Below are 18,782 nucleotides of genomic sequence, written 5' to 3' on the forward strand. Positions count from 1 at the left end.
TTACAATTTCGCAAATACCCGGCGCGCGGCGTCGATGGTGTTATTGATATCGTCTTCACTGTGCGCGACGGACATAAAGCCCGCTTCGAAGGCGGACGGCGCCAGGTAAATCCCTTCATCCAGCATCATGTGGAAGAAACGCTTGAAGCGTTCAACGTCGCATGCCATCACATCCTGATAGCAGGTCACGGTTTCTGCATCGGTGAAGAAAATCCCGAACATCCCGCCCACATGGTTAACCACCAGCGGAATATTTGTTTCTGCGGCGGCTTCCAGTAGACCTTCCGCCAGGCGCGTCGTCAGTTCATTCAGCGTTTCATGAATACCCGGCTGGGCCACTTCGTTCAGACAAGCAAAGCCTGCCGCCATCGCAATCGGGTTACCTGAAAGCGTACCCGCCTGATAAACCGGACCGGTTGGCGCCAGCGCGTCCATCACATCACGGCGACCGCCGAATGCGCCAACGGGCATCCCGCCACCGATGATTTTGCCAAGGCAGGTCAGATCCGGAACGACGCCGTAATAATCCTGCGCACCGGCCAGCGCCACGCGGAAACCGGTCATGACTTCATCGATGATCAACAGTGCGCCAAACTCATCACACAGGGCACGCAGGCCCGGCAGGAATTCTGGCAGCGGCGGGATGCAGTTCATGTTGCCTGCGACCGGCTCAACGATAATGCAGGCGATCTCCTGCGGATACTGTTCAAATGCCGCACGAACTGAAGAGAGATCATTGTAGGTGCAGGTCAGGGTGTGTTTCGCGAAATCGGCTGGAACGCCCGGGGAGTTTGGCTGACCCAGCGTTAACGCGCCGGAACCAGCTTTAACCAGCAGGCAGTCGGCATGACCGTGATAGCAACCTTCAAATTTGATGATCTTATCGCGACCGGTGAAACCGCGCGCCAGACGGATTGCGCTCATCGTCGCTTCCGTACCGGAGTTCACCATACGCACCATATCCATGGTCGGCACAAGTTCAGTGACCAGCTCCGCCATTTTCACTTCCATCTCGGTCGGCGCGCCGAAGCTTAAACCGCGCTCCGCGGCTTCAATCACCGCATTGCGAATTGCCGGGTGGTTATGGCCCAGTACCATCGGTCCCCAGGAACCGACGTAATCGACATAGGCTTTACCATCGACATCGTACAGATACGCGCCGTCCGCTTTTTCGATAAACAGCGGAGTACCACCCACGCCAGTAAAGGCGCGAACGGGGGAGTTAACGCCGCCAGGGATAAGTTCGCGTGCTGCGCTGTAGAGATTTTCAGACTTACTCATGGATGGGGTCCTGGTTCGTAGAAAAAGTAAATGCCCGCTATTCTAGTTATTCAGAGAAGGTTATGAAAGTTTTACGCATTTGAAACAATGCGATTTGCAGGGGATTTTCGTGAAATGTGCGAGTAGAATGCCGATTCCGTATTTGTATTACCAATTAATGATCATCTGATGAAGACTGACTCTCCCTCTTTTGAAGCACAACAAATTGTGCGTTTACGCCGCAGGGATCAAATCCGTCGACTCCTGGAACGCGACAAAACGCCGCTGGCGATCCTGTTGATGGCCGCCGTTGTCGGTACCGTGACGGGGCTTGTTGGCGTGGCATTTGAGAAAGCGGTGACCTGGGTGCAAAATCAGCGCATTGGCGCCCTGGCCCAGGTTGCGGACCATGCCATTCTGCTGTGGCCGCTGGCGTTTATTCTCTCTGCATTGCTGGCGATGGTCGGCTATTTTCTGGTTCGTAAATTTGCGCCGGAAGCGGGAGGCTCGGGGATCCCTGAGATTGAAGGCGCGCTGGAAGAGCTACGACCTGTGCGCTGGTGGCGTGTTCTGCCGGTGAAATTTATTGGCGGCATGGGCACGCTGGGAGCCGGTATGGTGCTCGGGCGAGAAGGGCCGACCGTACAGATAGGCGGGAACATTGGGCGCATGGTGCTGGATATTTTCCGCATGCGCAGCGCCGAAGCGCGACATACCCTGCTGGCCACCGGTGCGGCTGCGGGTTTGTCGGCGGCGTTTAATGCGCCTCTGGCGGGGATCCTGTTCATTATTGAAGAGATGCGCCCGCAGTTTCGCTATAACCTCGTCTCGATCAAAGCCGTGTTTACCGGCGTTATTATGTCGAGCATTGTGTTTCGTGTGTTCAACGGTGAAGCACCGATTATTGAAGTCGGAAAGCTGTCTAATGCGCCGGTAAATACGCTGTGGCTGTATCTTGTGCTGGGGCTTATTTTTGGCTGTGTCGGGCCGTTGTTCAACACGATGGTGTTGCGTACCCAGGATATGTTCCAGCGCTTCCACGGCGGTGAAATTAAAAAATGGGTGCTGATGGGCGGCGCGATTGGTGGCCTGTGCGGGATCCTGGGATTAATTAAACCGGAAGCGGCAGGCGGCGGGTTTAACCTGATTCCTATCGCCGCGGCGGGTAATTTTAGCGTCGGTTTACTGCTGTTTATATTTATTACCCGGGTGATCACCACGCTGTTGTGCTTCTCTTCCGGCGCGCCCGGTGGGATTTTTGCCCCGATGCTGGCGCTGGGTACGTTACTTGGCACCGCGTTCGGTATGGCCGCGGCGGCCTCTTTTCCACAGTATCATCTGGAGGCCGGAACCTTTGCCATTGCCGGAATGGGGGCTTTGCTGGCGGCTTCGGTACGTGCACCACTAACCGGTATTGTACTGGTGCTGGAGATGACCGATAACTATCAGCTCATTTTGCCAATGATTATTACCTGCCTTGGCGCAACACTATTAGCCCAATTTATGGGTGGAAAGCCGCTATACTCGACTATCCTTGCCCGCACGCTGGCAAAACAGGAAGCGGAGCAGGCGGCAAAAAGCCAGAGTACTGCCGCTGGCGAGAATACTTGAACGAAATACCAGGGTATTAGATAATGGCCTTAACCATTGGGTTATAATTTGCCCAATTGCCAATGTCGTTTGGAGCAAAATATGAGTGATGACGTAGCGCTGCCACTGCAATTTACTGAAGCAGCAGCCAATAAAGTAAAAAGCCTGATCGCTGACGAAGATAACCCGAATCTGAAATTACGCGTGTATATCACCGGCGGTGGTTGCAGCGGTTTCCAGTACGGTTTCACCTTTGATGATCAGGTGAACGATGGTGATATGACCATTGAGAAACAAGGTGTGGGTCTGGTGGTTGATCCGATGAGCCTGCAATATCTGGTGGGCGGCGCGGTTGACTATACCGAAGGTCTGGAAGGTTCCCGCTTCGTTGTGACTAACCCCAATGCGAAAAGCACCTGCGGGTGTGGTTCTTCTTTCAGCATCTGATTGCTGCCTGTAATACCGATGGTCTGATGGTGTAGGCCCGGTAAGCGTAGCGCCACCGGGCAATGTGCCGGTTGGCGGCGTAAACGCCTTATCCGGCCTACATGTTCTGCATCATCACATCAGCGCCCGTTATCATCCAGTGCAAACGTCGGCAATTTCAAATGCCAGCGAATGGCGGCAAGCCTAATCAGCAGGGTGACGATCATCCCCATCATACTGGCGTTTTCCAGCGATACATTAAAGGTATAAAACGCTGTCGCATGCACGATCCCGCCGATAATACATGCCGTGGCGTAGATTTCGGTGCGCAGAATCATCGGGACTTCACGAGCTAACACGTCGCGAATGATCCCGCCGCCGACGCCGGTAATCACCCCCATACAGATCGCCACCAGGGGGCCCGTCCCTGCGAGAAATGCTTTATTGACGCCAATCCCCACGAACACCGCCAGGCCAACGGCATCCAGCACCGGAAGGATCCACTTCGGTAAACGTCGTGGCTGACGTACCAGCAGGATTGTCAGCATGCTGGTGATCATTGCCACCACCAGATCGGTGGGATCCTTAACCCAAAAAACCGGCCCATGATCCAGCGCCATATCGCGGATCGTTCCGCCGCCAACGGCGGTAACCACCCCGAGGACCAGGACGCCAAACGGGTCCATACGCAATTTTCCGGCCAGTAAGACGCCAGAGATAGCAAATACCGCGGTGCCGACAATATCCAGCCAATAGACGAGCATTTTTAAATCCTCACAACAGACCTGGTGGGGGCAGGCGCTAATTTATCTGTGAAAGCGCATTACAGAGTTGTTTTGCGGCGAGGATAATACGCGGGCTCGCGCGTTCGAACCAGTCACTATTAAGTGTAATAATGGGTATTTTTAGCTGGTTTCCCCAGTATTGTTCAATTTTCAGAGTTTCGCCTGGCCCTCCGGTTGCAACAATAGCCTGGGGCGCTCGTGCCAGGACCTGCTCACGGCTAACCTGTGGCCAGGGGACCCGACTGCCGGCAAAGATGTTTTCTCCACCGCATACCTCAAGAACTTCGTGCTGAATGGAGCCTTTTCCACTGGTAAACAGAGGATTTGCGCCAAACTGGAGAAACACGCGTTTTTTCGGTTTGTTGGCATACCGAGATTTTAGTAAAGCATAGTCATCAAGCATGGTTTGCGCCGCCTGTTTAGCCTGCTCAGGCTTTGGGCTCCACGCTGCCAACTGGCGGAGCGCATCGGCGACCTGCTCGATGGTAACGGCGTCCACCCAGATGACCTTAATTCCCAGGGCGGTCAGCTGATTCACCTGCCGCTCAGCATTTCCCCCGCGCCAGGCGACGACTAAATCCGGTTTAAGCGCCACAATGCGTTCAAGGTTCATACCTTGCCAGGTGGAAACCTCCTCGATATTTTTGGCCGCTGGCGGGTAGTTTGAGTAGCTGCTGACGCCTACGGGTGTAATGCCGGCGGCAAAGGCGAGTTCGGTATTGGCAGGAGAAAGCGTCACAACACGCGGTGCGGCGTACAGGAACGCCGGAAGAGTGAAAAGCAGGGCGACCAGCGCCCTGGAGAGTAATTTAGCCATGCGCCAGTTTCTGTACCAGCGTTTCAACCATCAGGCTTGACTGTTTCGCGGCAACAACCAGGAACTCGTCAAAGCTGAGATGGGACTGCTGATCGGCGACGTCAGAGATGGCGCGAACCACGACAAACGGCACATTGAAGTTATGGCAAACGTGCGCAATCGCGGTCGCTTCCATTTCAACGGCAATGGCCTGCGGGAAGTTATGCTTAATTTTAGCCAGACCCACGGAGCCATTAATGAAGGCATCGCCGCTGACGATAAGTCCGCGAACGGCGTTCAGATTGAGTTGCGCAATGCAGGATTCTGCTGCAGCAATCAGCGCAGGATCGGCTTTAAAACCAGCCGGGCAGCCCGGTAACTGACCAAATTCATAGCCAAAGGCGGTAACGTCGGCATCGTGATAGCGCGCTTCGTCAGAAACCACGATATCGCCGACTTTCAGCGTAGAGGCCAGGCCGCCCGCGGAACCGGTGTTAATGATGGCATCCGGCTTGCAGCGTTCAAGCAGCAGCGTAGCGCCCAGCGCCGCCGCCACTTTACCGATACCTGATTTCAGTAGCGCAACCTCTGTACCGTTCAGTTGGCCGGTGTAAATTTCACAACCGCCGAGAGAGAGGGTCTGACGGTTTTCGATTTTGTCACGCAGCAGCGTAACTTCTTCTTCCATTGCACCAATGATGCCGATTTTCATAGATTTACTCGCGATAAGCCAGATTTGAGGGCATAGTCTATCATGCGCTTAAGGGGTAGCGCATTTCTCAGGCGGGAGAGGATATGGTACAGATCGATTTCCGAAAAAAAATAAACTGGCATCGTCGTTACCGTTCGCCGCAGGGCGTGAAGACGGAGCATGAGATCCTGCGTATTTTCGAAAGCGATCGTGGACGTATTATCAATTCTCCGGCTATTCGCCGACTGCAACAAAAAACCCAGGTCTTTCCGCTGGAGCGTAACGCGGCGGTGCGCACGCGGCTGACGCACTCGATGGAAGTTCAGCAAGTTGGGCGCTATATCGCTAAAGAGATCCTCAGCCGACTGAAAGAACTAAAACTGCTGGAGCAGTATGGTCTGGATGAACTGACGGGACCGTTTGAGAGTATTGTCGAAATGTCGTGCCTGATGCATGACATTGGCAATCCGCCGTTTGGTCATTTTGGTGAAGCGGCGATTAATGACTGGTTCCGCCAGCGGCTGTATCCCGCCGACGCGGAAAGTCAGCCCCTCAGCGACGACCGCTGCCTGGTGGCGGCGTTACGTTTGCGCGAAGGCGAAGAGTCGCTGAATGATATTCGCCGTAAGGTGCGCCAGGACCTGTGCCATTTTGAAGGTAATGCCCAGGGGATTCGTCTGGTGCATACTTTGATGCGTATGAATCTTACCTGGGCCCAGGTTGGTGGTATTTTAAAATATACCCGTCCGGCGTGGTGGCGCGGAAGTACGCCTACGACGCATGACTATTTAATGAAGAAACCGGGCTATTACCTTTCTGAAGAACCGTATATTGAACGGTTACGTAAAGAATTATCATTAGCGCCCTACAGTCGCTTTCCATTAACCTGGATAATGGAAGCTGCCGATGATATCTCTTATTGCGTGGCCGACCTGGAAGATGCCGTTGAGAAAAGAATCTTTAGCGTCGAACAACTTTATCACCATCTGCATGAGGCGTGGGGGCATCACGAAAAAGGTTCCCTGTTTAGCCAGGTTGTTGAGAATGCCTGGGAGAAATCACGTTCAAATACATTAAGCCGGAGCACGGAAGATCAGTTCTTTATGTATTTACGCGTCAATACGCTGAATAAACTGGTGCCGTATGCAGCCCAGCGGTTTATTGATAATTTACCGCAGGTTTTTGACGGCAGCTTTAATCACGCCCTGTTAGAAGATGCCAGTAGCTTTAGTCAGTTGCTGGGGGTCTATAAAAATGTGGCGGTAAAACACGTATTTAGTCATCCGGACGTTGAGCAGTTGGAATTGCAGGGGTATCGGGTGATCAGCGGGTTGCTGGAGATCTATCAGCCTTTATTAAAAATGTCCCAGTCAGATTTTACTGAGCTGGTCGACAATGAAAGAGTTAAACGTTTTCCTATCGAATCACGATTATTTCAGAAGTTGTCTACTCGCCATCGTCTTGCTTATGTCGAGGCGGTTAGTAAAATATCAACGGGTTGCGCTGAGTTTTCGGTAATGGAATATTATTATCGCTGCCGGCTGATTCAGGATTATATCAGCGGGATGACCGATCTGTATGCCTGGGATGAATATCGTCGCTTGATGGCCGTAGAACAATAAATACTCATTTGTAAAGACGGCCAATAAAATTTTACTTTTTCCTTAAACTCAATTCTGGAACTTAGCGCTATAAAACGACTCTGACGTATACAGCAATTTTGCGTTACCTGTTAATCGAGAACGAAACACATGAAAAAAACCACATTAGCAATGAGTGCACTGGCTCTGAGTTTAGGTTTGGCGTTGTCCCCCCTGTCTGCCACAGCGGCTGAGACGTCGTCTTCAGCAATGACCGCCCAACAGATGCCAAGCCTGGCCCCGATGCTCGAAAAAGTGATGCCATCGGTGGTAAGTATTAACGTCGAGGGGAGCACGACGGTAAATACGCCGCGTATGCCGCGTAATTTCCAGCAGTTCTTCGGTGATAATTCACCATTCTGCCAGGACGGTTCACCGTTCCAGAGTTCACCGTTCTGCCAGGGCGGCGCGCCGGGCGCTGACAACGGCGGCGGCCAGCAGCAGAAATTTATGGCGCTGGGTTCCGGCGTAATTATTGATGCCGCGAAAGGGTATGTCGTGACCAACAACCACGTGGTAGATAACGCCACGGTGATTAAGGTTCAGTTGAGCGATGGCCGTAAATTTGATGCGAAGATCGTGGGTAAAGATCCGCGCTCCGATATCGCGCTGATCCAAATTCAGGATCCGAAAAACCTGACGGCGATTAAGCTGGCTGATTCCGACGCGCTGCGTGTGGGTGATTATACCGTAGCAATTGGTAACCCGTTTGGCCTCGGTGAGACCGTGACCTCCGGTATTGTTTCTGCGCTGGGCCGTAGCGGCCTGAACGCGGAAAACTACGAAAACTTTATTCAGACGGATGCCGCGATCAACCGGGGTAACTCCGGCGGCGCACTGGTCAACCTGAACGGTGAGCTGATCGGTATTAACACCGCGATCCTTGCGCCGGACGGCGGCAACATCGGTATCGGCTTTGCAATCCCGAGCAACATGGTGAAAAACCTGACGTCGCAGATGGTTGAGTTTGGTCAGGTTAAACGCGGTGAGCTGGGTATTATGGGTACCGAGCTGAGCTCTGAGCTGGCGAAAGCGATGAAAGTTGATGCTCAGCGTGGCGCATTTGTCAGCCAGGTGATGCCGAACTCTTCCGCAGCGAAAGCAGGTATTAAAGCCGGGGATGTGATTACCTCCCTGAACGGTAAACCGATCAGCAGCTTCGCCGCCCTGCGTGCGCAGGTGGGTACGATGCCGGTAGGCAGCAAAATTAACCTTGGCCTGTTGCGTGACGGTAAGCCGGTCACTGTGAATCTGGAACTGCAGCAGAGCAGCCAGACTCAGGTTGATTCCAGCTCTATCTTCAAAGGCATTGAAGGGGCTGATATGAGCAACAAAGGCCAGGACAAAGGGGTCGTGGTCAGCGAGGTGAAAGCGAATTCTCCGGCTGCACGGATTGGCCTGAAGAAAGGGGATGTGATTATCGGTGCGAACCAGCAGCCGGTGAAAAATATCGCCGAACTGCGCAAAATCCTCGACAGCAAACCGGCTGTACTGGCGCTGAACATTCAGCGTGGTGACAGCTCCATCTATCTGTTGATGCAGTAATCTCCCTAAACCCCTTCCTGCACAGGAAGGGGTTTCTTTTTGTGATACTTCCCACAACTCCATACTTCTCCCTCTCGCTTTGTGCAGTTGCACAATGCCGCCGCTTATTATCTTCCCTATGCTTGAGCTCTGCTCACAGGAGGGGTTTATGGCTGGCTGGCATCTTGATACCAAAATGGCGCAGGATATCGTAGCGCGAACCATGCGCATCATTGATACCAATATCAACGTAATGGATGCCCGCGGGCGGATCATTGGCAGCGGCGATCGCGAACGAATTGGTGAATTGCACGAAGGCGCGCTGCTGGTGCTTTCGCAAGGTCGGGTGGTCGATATTGACGATGCGGTAGCCCGGCATTTACATGGTGTGCGTCAGGGGATAAACCTGCCGCTGCGTCTGGAAGGCGAAATCGTTGGCGTTATCGGTCTTACTGGCGAGCCGGAACATCTGCGCAAGTATGGCGAACTGGTGTGCATGACCGCCGAAATGATGCTGGAACAGTCGCGTCTGATGCATCTGTTAGCGCAGGATAGCCGTCTGCGTGAAGAGCTGGTGATGAACCTGATTCAGGCTGAAGAGAATACCCCGGCGCTGATGGAATGGGCACAGCGATTGGGCATTGATTTGAACCAGCCGCGCGTGGTGGCGGTAGTGGAGGTCGACAGCGGTCAGCTTGGCGTTGATAGTGCGATGGCGGAGCTACAGCAATTGCAGAACGCGTTGACTACACCCGAACGTAATAATCTGATTGCGATTGTTTCTCTGACCGAGATGGTGGTGCTGAAACCAGCCCTCAATCAGTTTGGTCGCTGGGACGCTGAAGATCATCGCAAGCGCGTTGAGCAACTGATTGCCCGCATGAAAGAGAATGGACAACTGCGTTTTCGCGTGTCGCTGGGCAACTATTTTACCGGGCCAGGCAGCATTGCCCGTTCGTATCGTACGGCGCGCACCACCATGATGGTCGGCAAGCAGCGGATGCCGGAAAGCCGGAGCTATTTCTATCAGGACTTGATGCTGCCGGTGCTGCTGGACAGCCTGCGCGGCGGCTGGCAGGCCAATGAGCTGGCGCGCCCGCTGGTAAGGCTGAAAGCGATGGATAACAACGGTTTGCTGCGTCGAACATTATCGGCATGGTTTCGACATAACGTTCAGCCGCTGGCGACCTCAAAAGCATTGTTTATTCACCGCAATACGCTGGAGTATCGCCTGAACCGTATTTCAGAGCTGACCGGGCTGGATCTGGGGAATTTTGACGATCGACTGCTGCTGTATGTGGCGTTGCAGCTGGATGAGCAGCATTGATTAATTGCCTGATAAGCGTAGCGCTATCAGGCAACAATCGACTTATTTGCGCGTCAGTTTTTCCAGATCGGCTTCAATCTCGCTGATCTTGTTGGTCACGACGCTTTCCAGATGACGTAAATCATCGAGGATCTTGCGTTTAAGATCGACTTCGCTGCGATCTCGCTGGCAGATCTGATCCAGTTCGTCGATCACGTAGCGCAGGTTGGGACTGATCTCCTGCACTTCTTTGTAACCCTGACCGACGCCATCGGCGACAACCGTTTTACGCTGACGGGGATATTTGAACTTCACGCTCTTGGCAAAAAACTCGCCTTTATCCTTCTGGAAATAGATTTTCAGGATATCGTTGTTGGCTTCTTGCCGCAGACTGTAACGATCGATCTCTTCAGGATTAGTAATGCCCAGACTTTTCAGATTGTCATACATAGCGGTACCCTTAAGCTCACTATAACCATTGAATAATTAACGAAAAGCCTTGTTTATGCCACTCGCAGATGTAAAAAAAGCGGGCTAAGCCCGCTTTTTCAAATCGCTGTTAGTCGATGGTGCGTAACAGTTCGTTGATTCCCACTTTGCCACGCGTTTTGGCATCGACTTTCTTCACAATCACCGCGCAGTACAGGCTGTATTTGCCATCTTTCGACGGCAGGTTGCCGGAGACGACCACGGAGCCCGCTGGAACGCGGCCGTAATGCACTTCGCCGGTTTCGCGATCGTAAATACGGGTGCTCTGGCCGATATACACACCCATGGAGATGACGGAGCCTTCTTCGACGATCACGCCTTCAACCACTTCAGAGCGCGCGCCGATGAAGCAGTTGTCTTCGATGATGGTCGGGTTAGCCTGCAACGGTTCCAGTACGCCACCAATACCAACGCCACCGGACAGGTGTACATTCTTACCGATTTGCGCACAGGAACCCACTGTCGCCCAGGTATCAACCATCGTACCTTCATCAACATAAGCGCCGATGTTCACGTAAGACGGCATCAGCACGGTGTTACGGGCGATAAACGCGCCCTGACGCACTGCCGCAGGCGGAACCACGCGGAAACCTTCTTTCTGGAAGCGCGCTTCGTCGTAGTTGGCGAATTTCATCGGCACTTTATCGAAGTAACGGCTTTCCGCACCCTCGATAACCTGATTATCGTTAATACGGAAAGAGAGCAGGACCGCCTTTTTCAGCCACTGATGCGTGACCCACTGACCCTCAATCTTTTCTGCGACGCGCAGTGCACCGGAATCCAGTAAAGAAATAACCTGATTCACCGCTTCGCGGGTTACGGTATCTACATTTGCCGGAGTAATGTCGGCACGGCGCTCGAAAGCGGACTCAATAACGTTCTGTAACTGCTGCATTGTTAAACTCTTTCCATAATAAATAAAAACATTACCCTTTATCGTTTGGATTGAGGGCCTCTGTCAACCGTTGATGCACTTCCTGCTGCAGCTCATTATTAAGGGCGCGCCGGTCGGCGGTGGCGATTATGAATAAATCTTCTACTCGCTCGCCAATAGTTGTAATTCGGGCGCCATGCAGCGAAATTCCCAGATCGGCAAAAATCTGCCCGACCCGCGCCAGCAGTCCTGGCTGGTCGAGAGCGATAAGCTCAAGAAATGATTTTCGGTCGGTATGGGTCGGCAGAAAAGTGACCTCGGTATCGACGGTAAAGTGACGTAATTTTGCCGGCTGGCGACGCGGTTGCGGCGGCTGCCAGCTACGCTGGGTGATCGCCTGTTCAAGCCCAAAACGGATCGCTTCGTGTCGGTCTGACGACAGCGGGCTACCGTCTGGTTCCAGCACAATGAACGTATCCATCGCCATCCCATCGCGGGTGGTGAAAATCTGCGCATCGTGGACGCTAAGGTTGCGCCTGTCCAGTTCGGCGCAGACGGCAGCAAACAGGTAAGGGCGGTCAGGGCTCCAGATGAAAATTTCCGTCCCGCCTCGCGTGGCCTGCGGGCTGAGCAGGATCAGCGGCTTGCTGAGATCGTGTTGCAGCAGATGACGTGCATGCCAGGCCAACTGATTTGGACTGTGACGTACAAAATAGTTGGCGCGACAGCGCGACCAGATATGGTGCAGCGCTTCTTCATCAATGTTGTCCATGCGCAGTAGCGCCAGCGCCTGAAGTTGATGATGACGTACGCGCTCACGCATATCCGGCGTGTTTTGCATTCCGCGGCGTAACTGTTTTTCCGTCGCGAAGTACAGCTCGCGCAGCAGGCTTTGCTTCCAGCTATTCCACAGCGTTTCGTTGGTGGCGCAAATATCTGCGACGGTCAGGCACACCAAAAAGCGCAGACGATGTTCCGTTTGCACCTCTTCGGCGAATTGCTTAATGACTTCGGGATCCTGAATATCGCGGCGCTGAGCGGTAACCGACATCAGCAAATGCTGGCGCACCAGCCACACGATCAGTTGCGTTTCGCGGGAGTTCAGACCGTGCAGTTCGGCGAATTTGAGCACATCCTGGGCGCCGAGAACCGAGTGATCGCCGCCGCGACCTTTGGCGATATCGTGGAACAGCGCGGCAATCAGAATCAGCTCCGGCTGTCGCAGACGCGGCCACAGATCCACGCACAGCGGATGGCGCTGACGGGTCTCTTCGTTAGCAAAACTTTCCAGCTTAAGCATGACGCGAATAGTGTGTTCATCCACCGTATATGCATGAAACAGGTCAAACTGCATTTGGCCGACAATATGCGACCATTGCGGCATATAGGCCCACAACACGCTGTGGCGATGCATAGGCAGCAGGCCGCGACTCACCGCGCCCGGATGGCGCAACATACTGAGAAACAGCGAACGCGCTTCCGGGATGTAGCACAGCGGCTGCGTTAAATGACGGCGGGCATGACGCAAATGGCGCAGCGTAGTGGAGTAAATTCCGCTGATCGCGCTATTACGCACCATGATGTAAAACATCCGCAATATCGCTTCGGGTTTGCGAATAAACAGGTCGTCGTCGCGCAGATCAATCAACGTGCCGCGCAGTTGAAAGTCGTCATCAATCGGACGTGGTTTTTCATCGGCGGGCAGGGCGAGGATCGCCTCGTCGAACAGTTGCAACAGCATGTGGTTCAGTTCGCTGACCCGCCGTGTGACACGGAAATAGTCTTTCATCATCCGCTCGATAGGCTCGTTGCCTTCACCGCCGTAGTTCAGGCGTTGCGCCACGCTGAGCTGACGATCAAACAGCAGACGGTTGTCGTAACGACTAACGACCAGATGCAGGGCAAAGCGAATGCGCCACAGGATATGCAAACATTCATTCAGCTCGGCACGTTCTGCCTGCGTCAAAAAGCCGAAACCGACCATTTCATCCAGTGAGGTGGCGCCAAAATGGCGGCGGGCCACCCATTGCAGGGTATGAATATCGCGCAGGCCGCCGGGACTACTTTTGATATCCGGCTCCAGGTTATAGCTGGTGCCGTGATAGCGCTGGTGGCGCTGATTCTGCTCTTCAACTTTGGCTGCGTAAAACTTATCGGACGGCCAGAAACCTTCGCTAAAAATATGCTTTTGTAGCTCAAGAAACAGCGCCACATCACCAATCAGCAGGCGCGTTTCAATCAGGTTGGTGGCGACGGTTAAATCTGACAATCCTTCCAGCAGACACTCTTCCAGCGTGCGCACGCTGTGCCCAACCTCGAGCCTCACGTCCCATAGCAGCGTTAACAGTTCGCCAACTTTTTCGGCCTGCGCGTCTGGTAGCTTTTTACGACTCAGGATCAGCAGGTCAATATCGGAAAGCGGATGCAGTTCGCCGCGCCCGTAACCGCCAACGGCAACCAGCGCCAGGTCGGCAATTTGACCGAAACCGGCTTCAATCCACAGACGTTGCAGTAACTGGTCAATAAACTCGGTGCGGGCCTCAATCAGCTGCTCTGCGGAAATCCCGCTGTCAAACGCGTCACCTAACCAGTGCTGGAAAGTGTCGATATGCGCTTTAATGCCGGGGCAGTTGAGATCGTGCTGCGGCCAGGTTCCGGGGTTCTGCGGTTGGCCTGGCAGGGTGGGGAGGGCAGTATTTGCGTGTTGTTCAGGAAGAGTATTCATTATGCGCCACCCATTAAAAAAGCCGGATGACGGCGTGAACGCCTTACCCGGCCTACGAAGTAGTACAATTTGTAGGCCTGATAAGATGCGGGTGCATCGCCATCAGGCAAAACATTATTCGTCGTGTGTGGTGATCGCCGGGATGGTGTCATCCTTGCGTAATGTCAGAATTTCACAGCCTTTTTCCGTCACCACAATAGTATGCTCGTACTGAGCAGACAAGCTCCGATCTTTAGTTTTCACCGTCCACCCGTCTTTCATGGTGCGGATGCGGTAATCACCGGCATTCAGCATGGGTTCTACGGTGAAGGTCATGCCCGGCTGCAGTACCACACCGCCGTCGTCTGCATCGTAGTGCAGGACCTGCGGCTCTTCATGGAAGCCGCGACCGATGCCGTGACCGCAATATTCACGGACCACAGAGAAGCCTTCGCCTTCCGCGTATTTCTGAATCGCAGCGCCCAGCGTGCGCAGGCGAATACCCGGTTTTACCATCCGCAGCGCCAGATACAGGCTTTCCTGCGTGACGCGGCACAAACGCTCGCCCAGAATGGTTGGTTTGCCGACGATGAACATTTTCGAGGTATCACCGTGGAACTCGTCTTTAATCACGGTTACGTCGATGTTGACGATATCGCCGTCTTTCAGGAGCTTGGCGTCGTCCGGGATCCCATGGCACACCACTTCATTAATAGAGATGCACACGGACTTCGGATAACCGTGATAGCCCAGGCAGGCGGAAATGGCCTGCTGCTCATTCACGATGTAGTCATTACAGATGCGATCCAGTTCGCCGGTGCTGACGCCTGGCTTAACAAACGGTTCGATCATTTCCAGTACATCGGCGGCCAGACGGCCAGCGACGCGCATTTTTTCGATTTCTTCAGGGGTCTTGATTGAGATAGCCATGAATTCTGTCCATCAGTGCCGATGATATCGGCAATAATTGTTTAAGTGGTGCCAATGGTATCAGTCCGGCATACATGCTGCCAAATTGAGAATCATTCTGAACTTCGCCTTTCGTGCCACAGGTGTGTTGGCTGTATTTGTTCACTCCAGCCGCTTACTGCATGTAGGCTCCCGGAGATGCAAAAATTGGCTGCCTCCCTGTAACACGAAATTCATCGTTCATTCAGCACGCACCGCCAACAATTATTGGTGTCGGTAGCGTATTTGTGGTATAAAGCGCGCCGGACTTCCGATCCATTTGAAGACTACACACGATGGACGGGAGCGACAAATCTCACTTTGTGTAACAACACACACGTATCGGCACATATTCCGGGGTGCCCTTTGGGGTCGGTAATATGGGATGCGTGGAGGCTTAACCCCAACTTTTATATATAGAGGTTTTAATCATGGCAACTGTTTCCATGCGCGACATGCTCAAGGCTGGTGTTCACTTCGGTCACCAGACCCGTTACTGGAACCCGAAAATGAAGCCGTTCATCTTCGGTGCGCGTAACAAAGTTCACATCATCAACCTTGAGAAAACTGTACCGATGTTCAACGAAGCTCTGGCTGAACTGAACAAGATCTCTGCTCGTAAAGGTAAAATCCTTTTCGTTGGTACTAAACGCGCTGCAAGCGAAGCGGTGAAAGAAGCTGCTAACAACTGCGACCAGTTCTTCGTGAACCATCGCTGGTTGGGCGGCATGCTGACTAACTGGAAAACCGTTCGTCAGTCCATCAAACGTCTGAAAGATCTGGAAACTCAGTCTCAGGACGGTACTTTCGAAAAGCTGACCAAGAAAGAAGCGCTGATGCGTACTCGTGAGCTTGAGAAACTGGAAAACAGCCTGGGCGGTATCAAAGACATGGGCGGTCTGCCGGACGCTCTGTTCGTAATCGATGCTGACCACGAGCACATTGCTATCAAAGAAGCAAACAACCTGGGTATCCCAGTATTTGCTATCGTTGATACCAACTCTGATCCGGACGGTGTTGACTTCGTTATCCCGGGTAACGACGACGCAATCCGTGCTGTGACCCTGTACCTGGGCGCTGTAGCTACTACCGTTCGTGAAGGCCGTTCTCAGGATCTGGCTTCCCAGGCGGAAGAAAGCTTCGTAGAAGCTGAATAATAAGGCACGCTCGTTCGAGCCCCCTTATAAACCAGGTAGTATCACGTTTGGTTAGGGGCCCTTTAGGCCCCTTTTTCACTTTTAAATCTGTGCGGTTTCATGCCGGGCAGATCAAATCTTCCGAGGATTTTAGAATGGCTGAAATTACCGCATCCCTGGTAAAAGAGCTGCGTGAGCGTACTGGCGCAGGCATGATGGATTGCAAAAAAGCACTGACTGAAGCTAATGGCGACATCGAGCTGGCAATCGAAAACATGCGTAAGTCCGGCGCAATCAAAGCGGCGAAAAAAGCAGGCAACGTTGCTGCTGACGGCGTAATCAAAACCAAAATCGACGGCAACATCGCTTTCATTCTGGAAGTTAACTGCCAGACTGACTTCGTTGCTAAAGATGCTGGTTTCCAGGCATTTGCTGACAAAGTACTGGACGCTGCCGTTGCTGGCAAAATCACTGACGTTGAAGTTCTGAAAGCGCAGTTCGAAGAAGAACGTGTTGCTCTGGTTGCTAAAATCGGTGAGAACATCAACATCCGTCGCGTTGCTTCCCTGGAAGGCGAAGTTCTGGGTAACTACCAGCACGGTGCTCGTATCGGTGTTCTGGTTGCTGCAACTGGCGCTGACGAAGAGCTGGTTAAACAGCTGGCAATGCACGTTGCTGCAAGCAAACCAGAATTCGTTAAGCCGGAAGACGTTTCTGCTGAAGTGGTAGAGAAAGAATACCAGGTTCAGCTGGACATCGCGATGCAGTCTGGTAAGCCGAAAGAAATCGCAGAGAAAATGGTTGAAGGCCGTATGAAGAAATTCACCGGCGAAGTTTCTCTGACCGGCCAGCCTTTCGTTATGGAGCCGAGCAAATCTGTTGGTCAGCTGCTGAAAGAGCACAATGCTGACGTAACTGGCTTCATCCGCTTTGAAGTGGGCGAAGGCATCGAAAAAGTTGAGACTGACTTTGCAGCAGAAGTTGCTGCGATGTCCAAGCAGTCTTAATTTTTAAAGGAGCCGCCTGAGGGCGGCTTCTTTTTGTGTCTGGCTTGTAAATTCAGCGAACCGCTATAGTGGTCATGCTGAAAAGCGACATACAATGTCGCCGGAATTAATTCATCTCATTCGTTGACAGTCTCAGGAAAGAAACATGGCTACCAATGCAAAACCCGTCTACAAACGTATTCTGCTTAAGTTAAGTGGCGAAGCTCTGCAAGGTTCAGAAGGCTTCGGTATTGATGCAAGCATCCTTGACCGTATGGCTCAGGAAATCAAAGAGCTGGTTGAGCTGGGTATCCAGGTTGGCGTAGTGATTGGTGGTGGTAACCTGTTCCGTGGCGCTGGTCTGGCGAAAGCAGGGATGAACCGCGTTGTGGGCGACCACATGGGCATGTTAGCCACCGTCATGAACGGTCTGGCGATGCGCGATGCGCTTCACCGCGCCTATGTGAACGCTCGCTTGATGTCCGCAATTCCTCTGAATGGCGTGTGTGATAACTACAGTTGGGCGGAAGCAATCAGCCTGCTGCGTAACAACCGCGTTGTTATTTTGTCTGCGGGTACTGGCAATCCGTTCTTCACTACCGACTCTGCGGCTTGCCTGCGTGGTATTGAAATTGAAGCGGATGTGGTACTGAAAGCCACCAAAGTCGATGGCGTATTTACGGCTGACCCGGCTAAAGATCCAACGGCGACTATGTACGAACAGTTGACCTATGCTGAAGTACTGGATAAAGAGCTGAAAGTGATGGATCTTGCGGCGTTTACGCTGGCTCGTGACCACAAATTACCGATTCGTGTCTTTAACATGAACAAACCGGGTGCGCTGCGCCGTGTTGTTATGGGTGAAAAAGAAGGCACGTTAATCACGGAATAATTCCCGTTGCGGCTAAATGCAGGTAATATTTCGCTTTAATGTCGCGGGATACGTCCCTCAAAATTAATCAAGACTATACTTGTCACATCTTGCGTGGTGGGTATGGTCTGACTGAAACAAGCTTTCAAGGATTCGTAACGTGATCAACGATATCAGAAAAGATGCTGAAGTACGCATGGACAAATGCGTCGAAGCGTTCAAAAACCAAATCAGCAAAATTCGCACGGGCCGTGCTTCTCCTAGCCTGCTGGATGGTATTGTCGTGGAATATTACGGCACACCGACCCCGCTGCGCCAGCTGGCAAGCGTAACGGTTGAAGATTCCCGTACCCTGAAAATCAACGTGTTTGACCGTTCTATGGGGCCAGCCGTTGAGAAAGCAATTATGGCTTCCGACCTCGGTCTGAATCCAAGTTCTGCGGGTTCCGACATCCGCGTTCCGCTGCCGCCGCTGACTGAAGAACGTCGTAAAGATCTGACCAAGATCGTGCGTGGCGAAGCTGAAGGCGCGCGCGTTGCCGTACGTAACGTACGCCGCGATGCCAACGACAAAGTGAAAGCGTTGTTGAAAGAAAAAGAGATCAGCGAAGATGACGATCGCCGTTCTCAGGACGACGTACAGAAACTGACTGACGCAGCTATCAAGAAAGTTGATGCGGCGCTGGCAGAGAAAGAAACGGAACTGATGCAGTTCTGATTCGCCTGTACGCTAAAAACGCCGCTTAGAAGGCCTGA

General features: G+C 52.9%; 17 protein-coding genes and 1 pseudogene. 10 read left to right on the top strand and 8 right to left on the bottom strand.

The genetic code is table 11. The annotated features are described in order from the left end of the window. Complete coding sequence (gene hemL / locus HV334_RS04360) at positions 1 to 1,281, bottom strand: glutamate-1-semialdehyde 2,1-aminomutase (protein ID WP_016151749.1); 1,281 nt, start codon at positions 1,279 to 1,281, stop codon at positions 1 to 3. A 168-nt stretch (positions 1,282 to 1,449) separates the two neighbouring features. Here hemL and clcA point away from each other — a divergent pair, with 168 nt between their 5' ends. The 3 genes and pseudogenes from clcA to erpA all read left to right on the top strand — a co-directional run bounded on the left by clcA (position 1,450) and on the right by erpA (position 3,297). Beyond that, positions 1,450 to 2,871 carry a H(+)/Cl(-) exchange transporter ClcA gene (gene clcA, locus HV334_RS04365; protein ID WP_019078400.1) on the top strand — a complete coding sequence of 474 codons (1,422 nt, stop codon included), beginning with the start codon at positions 1,450 to 1,452 and terminating at the stop codon, positions 2,869 to 2,871. Between the two features lie 23 nt (positions 2,872 to 2,894). Beyond that, positions 2,895 to 2,960, top strand: a pseudogene (yadW, locus tag HV334_RS25140) (small protein YadW). Next, entirely contained in the window at positions 2,953 to 3,297 is a 345-nt protein-coding gene (erpA, locus tag HV334_RS04370; RefSeq protein ID WP_003018581.1) for an iron-sulfur cluster insertion protein ErpA, read from the top strand. Before yadW ends, erpA begins: the two are co-directional and overlap by 8 nt. Before the next feature lie 119 nt (positions 3,298 to 3,416). Here the strand turns inward: erpA and HV334_RS04375 are convergent, their stop codons facing one another. From HV334_RS04375 to mtnN, 3 genes are read right to left on the bottom strand one after another with little or no spacing between them, the layout of a single operon-like run. Then, positions 3,417 to 4,040, bottom strand: coding sequence for a TRIC cation channel family protein (locus tag HV334_RS04375; RefSeq protein WP_006686772.1), 624 nt, complete (start codon positions 4,038 to 4,040; stop codon positions 3,417 to 3,419). Positions 4,041 to 4,077: 37 nt separating this feature from the next. Next, entirely contained in the window at positions 4,078 to 4,878 is an 801-nt protein-coding gene (gene btuF, locus HV334_RS04380; RefSeq protein WP_016155723.1) for a vitamin B12 ABC transporter substrate-binding protein BtuF, read from the bottom strand. Next, positions 4,871 to 5,569 (bottom strand): 5'-methylthioadenosine/S-adenosylhomocysteine nucleosidase, encoded by a 699-nt coding sequence (mtnN, locus tag HV334_RS04385; RefSeq protein WP_016151752.1) that lies wholly within the window; start codon positions 5,567 to 5,569, stop codon positions 4,871 to 4,873. The genes btuF and mtnN overlap by 8 nt, the downstream gene beginning before the upstream one ends. A gap of 83 nt (positions 5,570 to 5,652) precedes the next feature. Between mtnN and dgt the strand changes: the two genes are divergently transcribed. The 3 genes from dgt to cdaR all read left to right on the top strand — a co-directional run bounded on the left by dgt (position 5,653) and on the right by cdaR (position 10,039). Further along, positions 5,653 to 7,170: a dGTPase gene (gene dgt, locus HV334_RS04390; RefSeq protein ID WP_016155724.1), complete on the top strand. Its 1,518-nt coding sequence runs from the start codon at positions 5,653 to 5,655 to the stop codon at positions 7,168 to 7,170. A 129-nt stretch (positions 7,171 to 7,299) separates the two neighbouring features. Further along, positions 7,300 to 8,733 carry a serine endoprotease DegP gene (degP, locus tag HV334_RS04395; protein WP_016151754.1) on the top strand — a complete coding sequence of 478 codons (1,434 nt, stop codon included), beginning with the start codon at positions 7,300 to 7,302 and terminating at the stop codon, positions 8,731 to 8,733. Positions 8,734 to 8,881: 148 nt separating this feature from the next. Further along, entirely contained in the window at positions 8,882 to 10,039 is a 1,158-nt protein-coding gene (cdaR, locus tag HV334_RS04400; RefSeq protein ID WP_016151755.1) for a DNA-binding transcriptional regulator CdaR, read from the top strand. Positions 10,040 to 10,081: 42 nt separating this feature from the next. On the opposite strand, the gene HV334_RS04405 is transcribed toward cdaR, so the two are convergent. From HV334_RS04405 to map, 4 genes are all read right to left on the bottom strand, one after another. Beyond that, positions 10,082 to 10,468, bottom strand: a complete 387-nt coding sequence (locus HV334_RS04405; protein WP_003018562.1) for a DUF3461 family protein — start codon at positions 10,466 to 10,468, stop codon at positions 10,082 to 10,084. Positions 10,469 to 10,577: 109 nt separating this feature from the next. Continuing rightward, positions 10,578 to 11,402: a 2,3,4,5-tetrahydropyridine-2,6-dicarboxylate N-succinyltransferase gene (gene dapD / locus HV334_RS04410; protein WP_003829186.1), complete on the bottom strand. Its 825-nt coding sequence runs from the start codon at positions 11,400 to 11,402 to the stop codon at positions 10,578 to 10,580. 31 nt (positions 11,403 to 11,433) lie between these two features. After that, positions 11,434 to 14,106 carry a bifunctional uridylyltransferase/uridylyl-removing protein GlnD gene (gene glnD, locus HV334_RS04415; protein WP_016151756.1) on the bottom strand — a complete coding sequence of 891 codons (2,673 nt, stop codon included), beginning with the start codon at positions 14,104 to 14,106 and terminating at the stop codon, positions 11,434 to 11,436. A gap of 114 nt (positions 14,107 to 14,220) precedes the next feature. Continuing rightward, positions 14,221 to 15,015: a type I methionyl aminopeptidase gene (gene map / locus HV334_RS04420; RefSeq protein ID WP_181221218.1), complete on the bottom strand. Its 795-nt coding sequence runs from the start codon at positions 15,013 to 15,015 to the stop codon at positions 14,221 to 14,223. Positions 15,016 to 15,464: 449 nt separating this feature from the next. Between map and rpsB the strand changes: the two genes are divergently transcribed. The 4 genes from rpsB (at position 15,465) to frr (ending at position 18,744) form a co-directional block, all read left to right on the top strand. Further along, positions 15,465 to 16,190: a 30S ribosomal protein S2 gene (rpsB, locus tag HV334_RS04425; RefSeq protein ID WP_016151758.1), complete on the top strand. Its 726-nt coding sequence runs from the start codon at positions 15,465 to 15,467 to the stop codon at positions 16,188 to 16,190. A 134-nt stretch (positions 16,191 to 16,324) separates the two neighbouring features. After that, entirely contained in the window at positions 16,325 to 17,176 is an 852-nt protein-coding gene (gene tsf, locus HV334_RS04430) for a translation elongation factor Ts (RefSeq protein ID WP_003018551.1), read from the top strand. A gap of 145 nt (positions 17,177 to 17,321) precedes the next feature. After that, on the top strand, positions 17,322 to 18,047 hold the full coding sequence (gene pyrH, locus HV334_RS04435) for a UMP kinase (RefSeq protein ID WP_005132114.1): 726 nt from the start codon (positions 17,322 to 17,324) through the stop codon (positions 18,045 to 18,047). Positions 18,048 to 18,186: 139 nt separating this feature from the next. Further along, the gene (gene frr, locus HV334_RS04440; RefSeq protein ID WP_016151760.1) at positions 18,187 to 18,744 is read left to right on the top strand and encodes a ribosome recycling factor; all 558 of its coding nucleotides are present in this window, start codon (positions 18,187 to 18,189) and stop codon (positions 18,742 to 18,744) included. Positions 18,745 to 18,782 lie beyond the last annotated feature (38 nt).

It is taken from the genome of Citrobacter sp. RHBSTW-00944 (assembly GCF_013615435.1).
GTDB classification, from domain to species: domain Bacteria; phylum Pseudomonadota; class Gammaproteobacteria; order Enterobacterales; family Enterobacteriaceae; genus Citrobacter; species Citrobacter braakii.

Excerpts from the sequence above, each read along its gene's own strand:
- hemL (WP_016151749.1), bottom strand. The coding sequence starts at position 1,281 with ATGAGTAAGTCTGAAAATCTCTACAGCGCAGCACGCGAACTTATCCCT.
- clcA (WP_019078400.1), top strand. The coding sequence starts at position 1,450 with ATGAAGACTGACTCTCCCTCTTTTGAAGCACAACAAATTGTGCGTTTA.
- erpA (WP_003018581.1), top strand. The coding sequence starts at position 2,953 with ATGAGTGATGACGTAGCGCTGCCACTGCAATTTACTGAAGCAGCAGCC.
- HV334_RS04375 (WP_006686772.1), bottom strand. The coding sequence starts at position 4,040 with ATGCTCGTCTATTGGCTGGATATTGTCGGCACCGCGGTATTTGCTATC.
- btuF (WP_016155723.1), bottom strand. The coding sequence starts at position 4,878 with ATGGCTAAATTACTCTCCAGGGCGCTGGTCGCCCTGCTTTTCACTCTT.
- mtnN (WP_016151752.1), bottom strand. The coding sequence starts at position 5,569 with ATGAAAATCGGCATCATTGGTGCAATGGAAGAAGAAGTTACGCTGCTG.
- dgt (WP_016155724.1), top strand. The coding sequence starts at position 5,653 with ATGGTACAGATCGATTTCCGAAAAAAAATAAACTGGCATCGTCGTTAC.
- degP (WP_016151754.1), top strand. The coding sequence starts at position 7,300 with ATGAAAAAAACCACATTAGCAATGAGTGCACTGGCTCTGAGTTTAGGT.
- cdaR (WP_016151755.1), top strand. The coding sequence starts at position 8,882 with ATGGCTGGCTGGCATCTTGATACCAAAATGGCGCAGGATATCGTAGCG.
- HV334_RS04405 (WP_003018562.1), bottom strand. The coding sequence starts at position 10,468 with ATGTATGACAATCTGAAAAGTCTGGGCATTACTAATCCTGAAGAGATC.
- dapD (WP_003829186.1), bottom strand. The coding sequence starts at position 11,402 with ATGCAGCAGTTACAGAACGTTATTGAGTCCGCTTTCGAGCGCCGTGCC.
- glnD (WP_016151756.1), bottom strand. The coding sequence starts at position 14,106 with ATGAATACTCTTCCTGAACAACACGCAAATACTGCCCTCCCCACCCTG.
- map (WP_181221218.1), bottom strand. The coding sequence starts at position 15,015 with ATGGCTATCTCAATCAAGACCCCTGAAGAAATCGAAAAAATGCGCGTC.
- rpsB (WP_016151758.1), top strand. The coding sequence starts at position 15,465 with ATGGCAACTGTTTCCATGCGCGACATGCTCAAGGCTGGTGTTCACTTC.
- tsf (WP_003018551.1), top strand. The coding sequence starts at position 16,325 with ATGGCTGAAATTACCGCATCCCTGGTAAAAGAGCTGCGTGAGCGTACT.
- pyrH (WP_005132114.1), top strand. The coding sequence starts at position 17,322 with ATGGCTACCAATGCAAAACCCGTCTACAAACGTATTCTGCTTAAGTTA.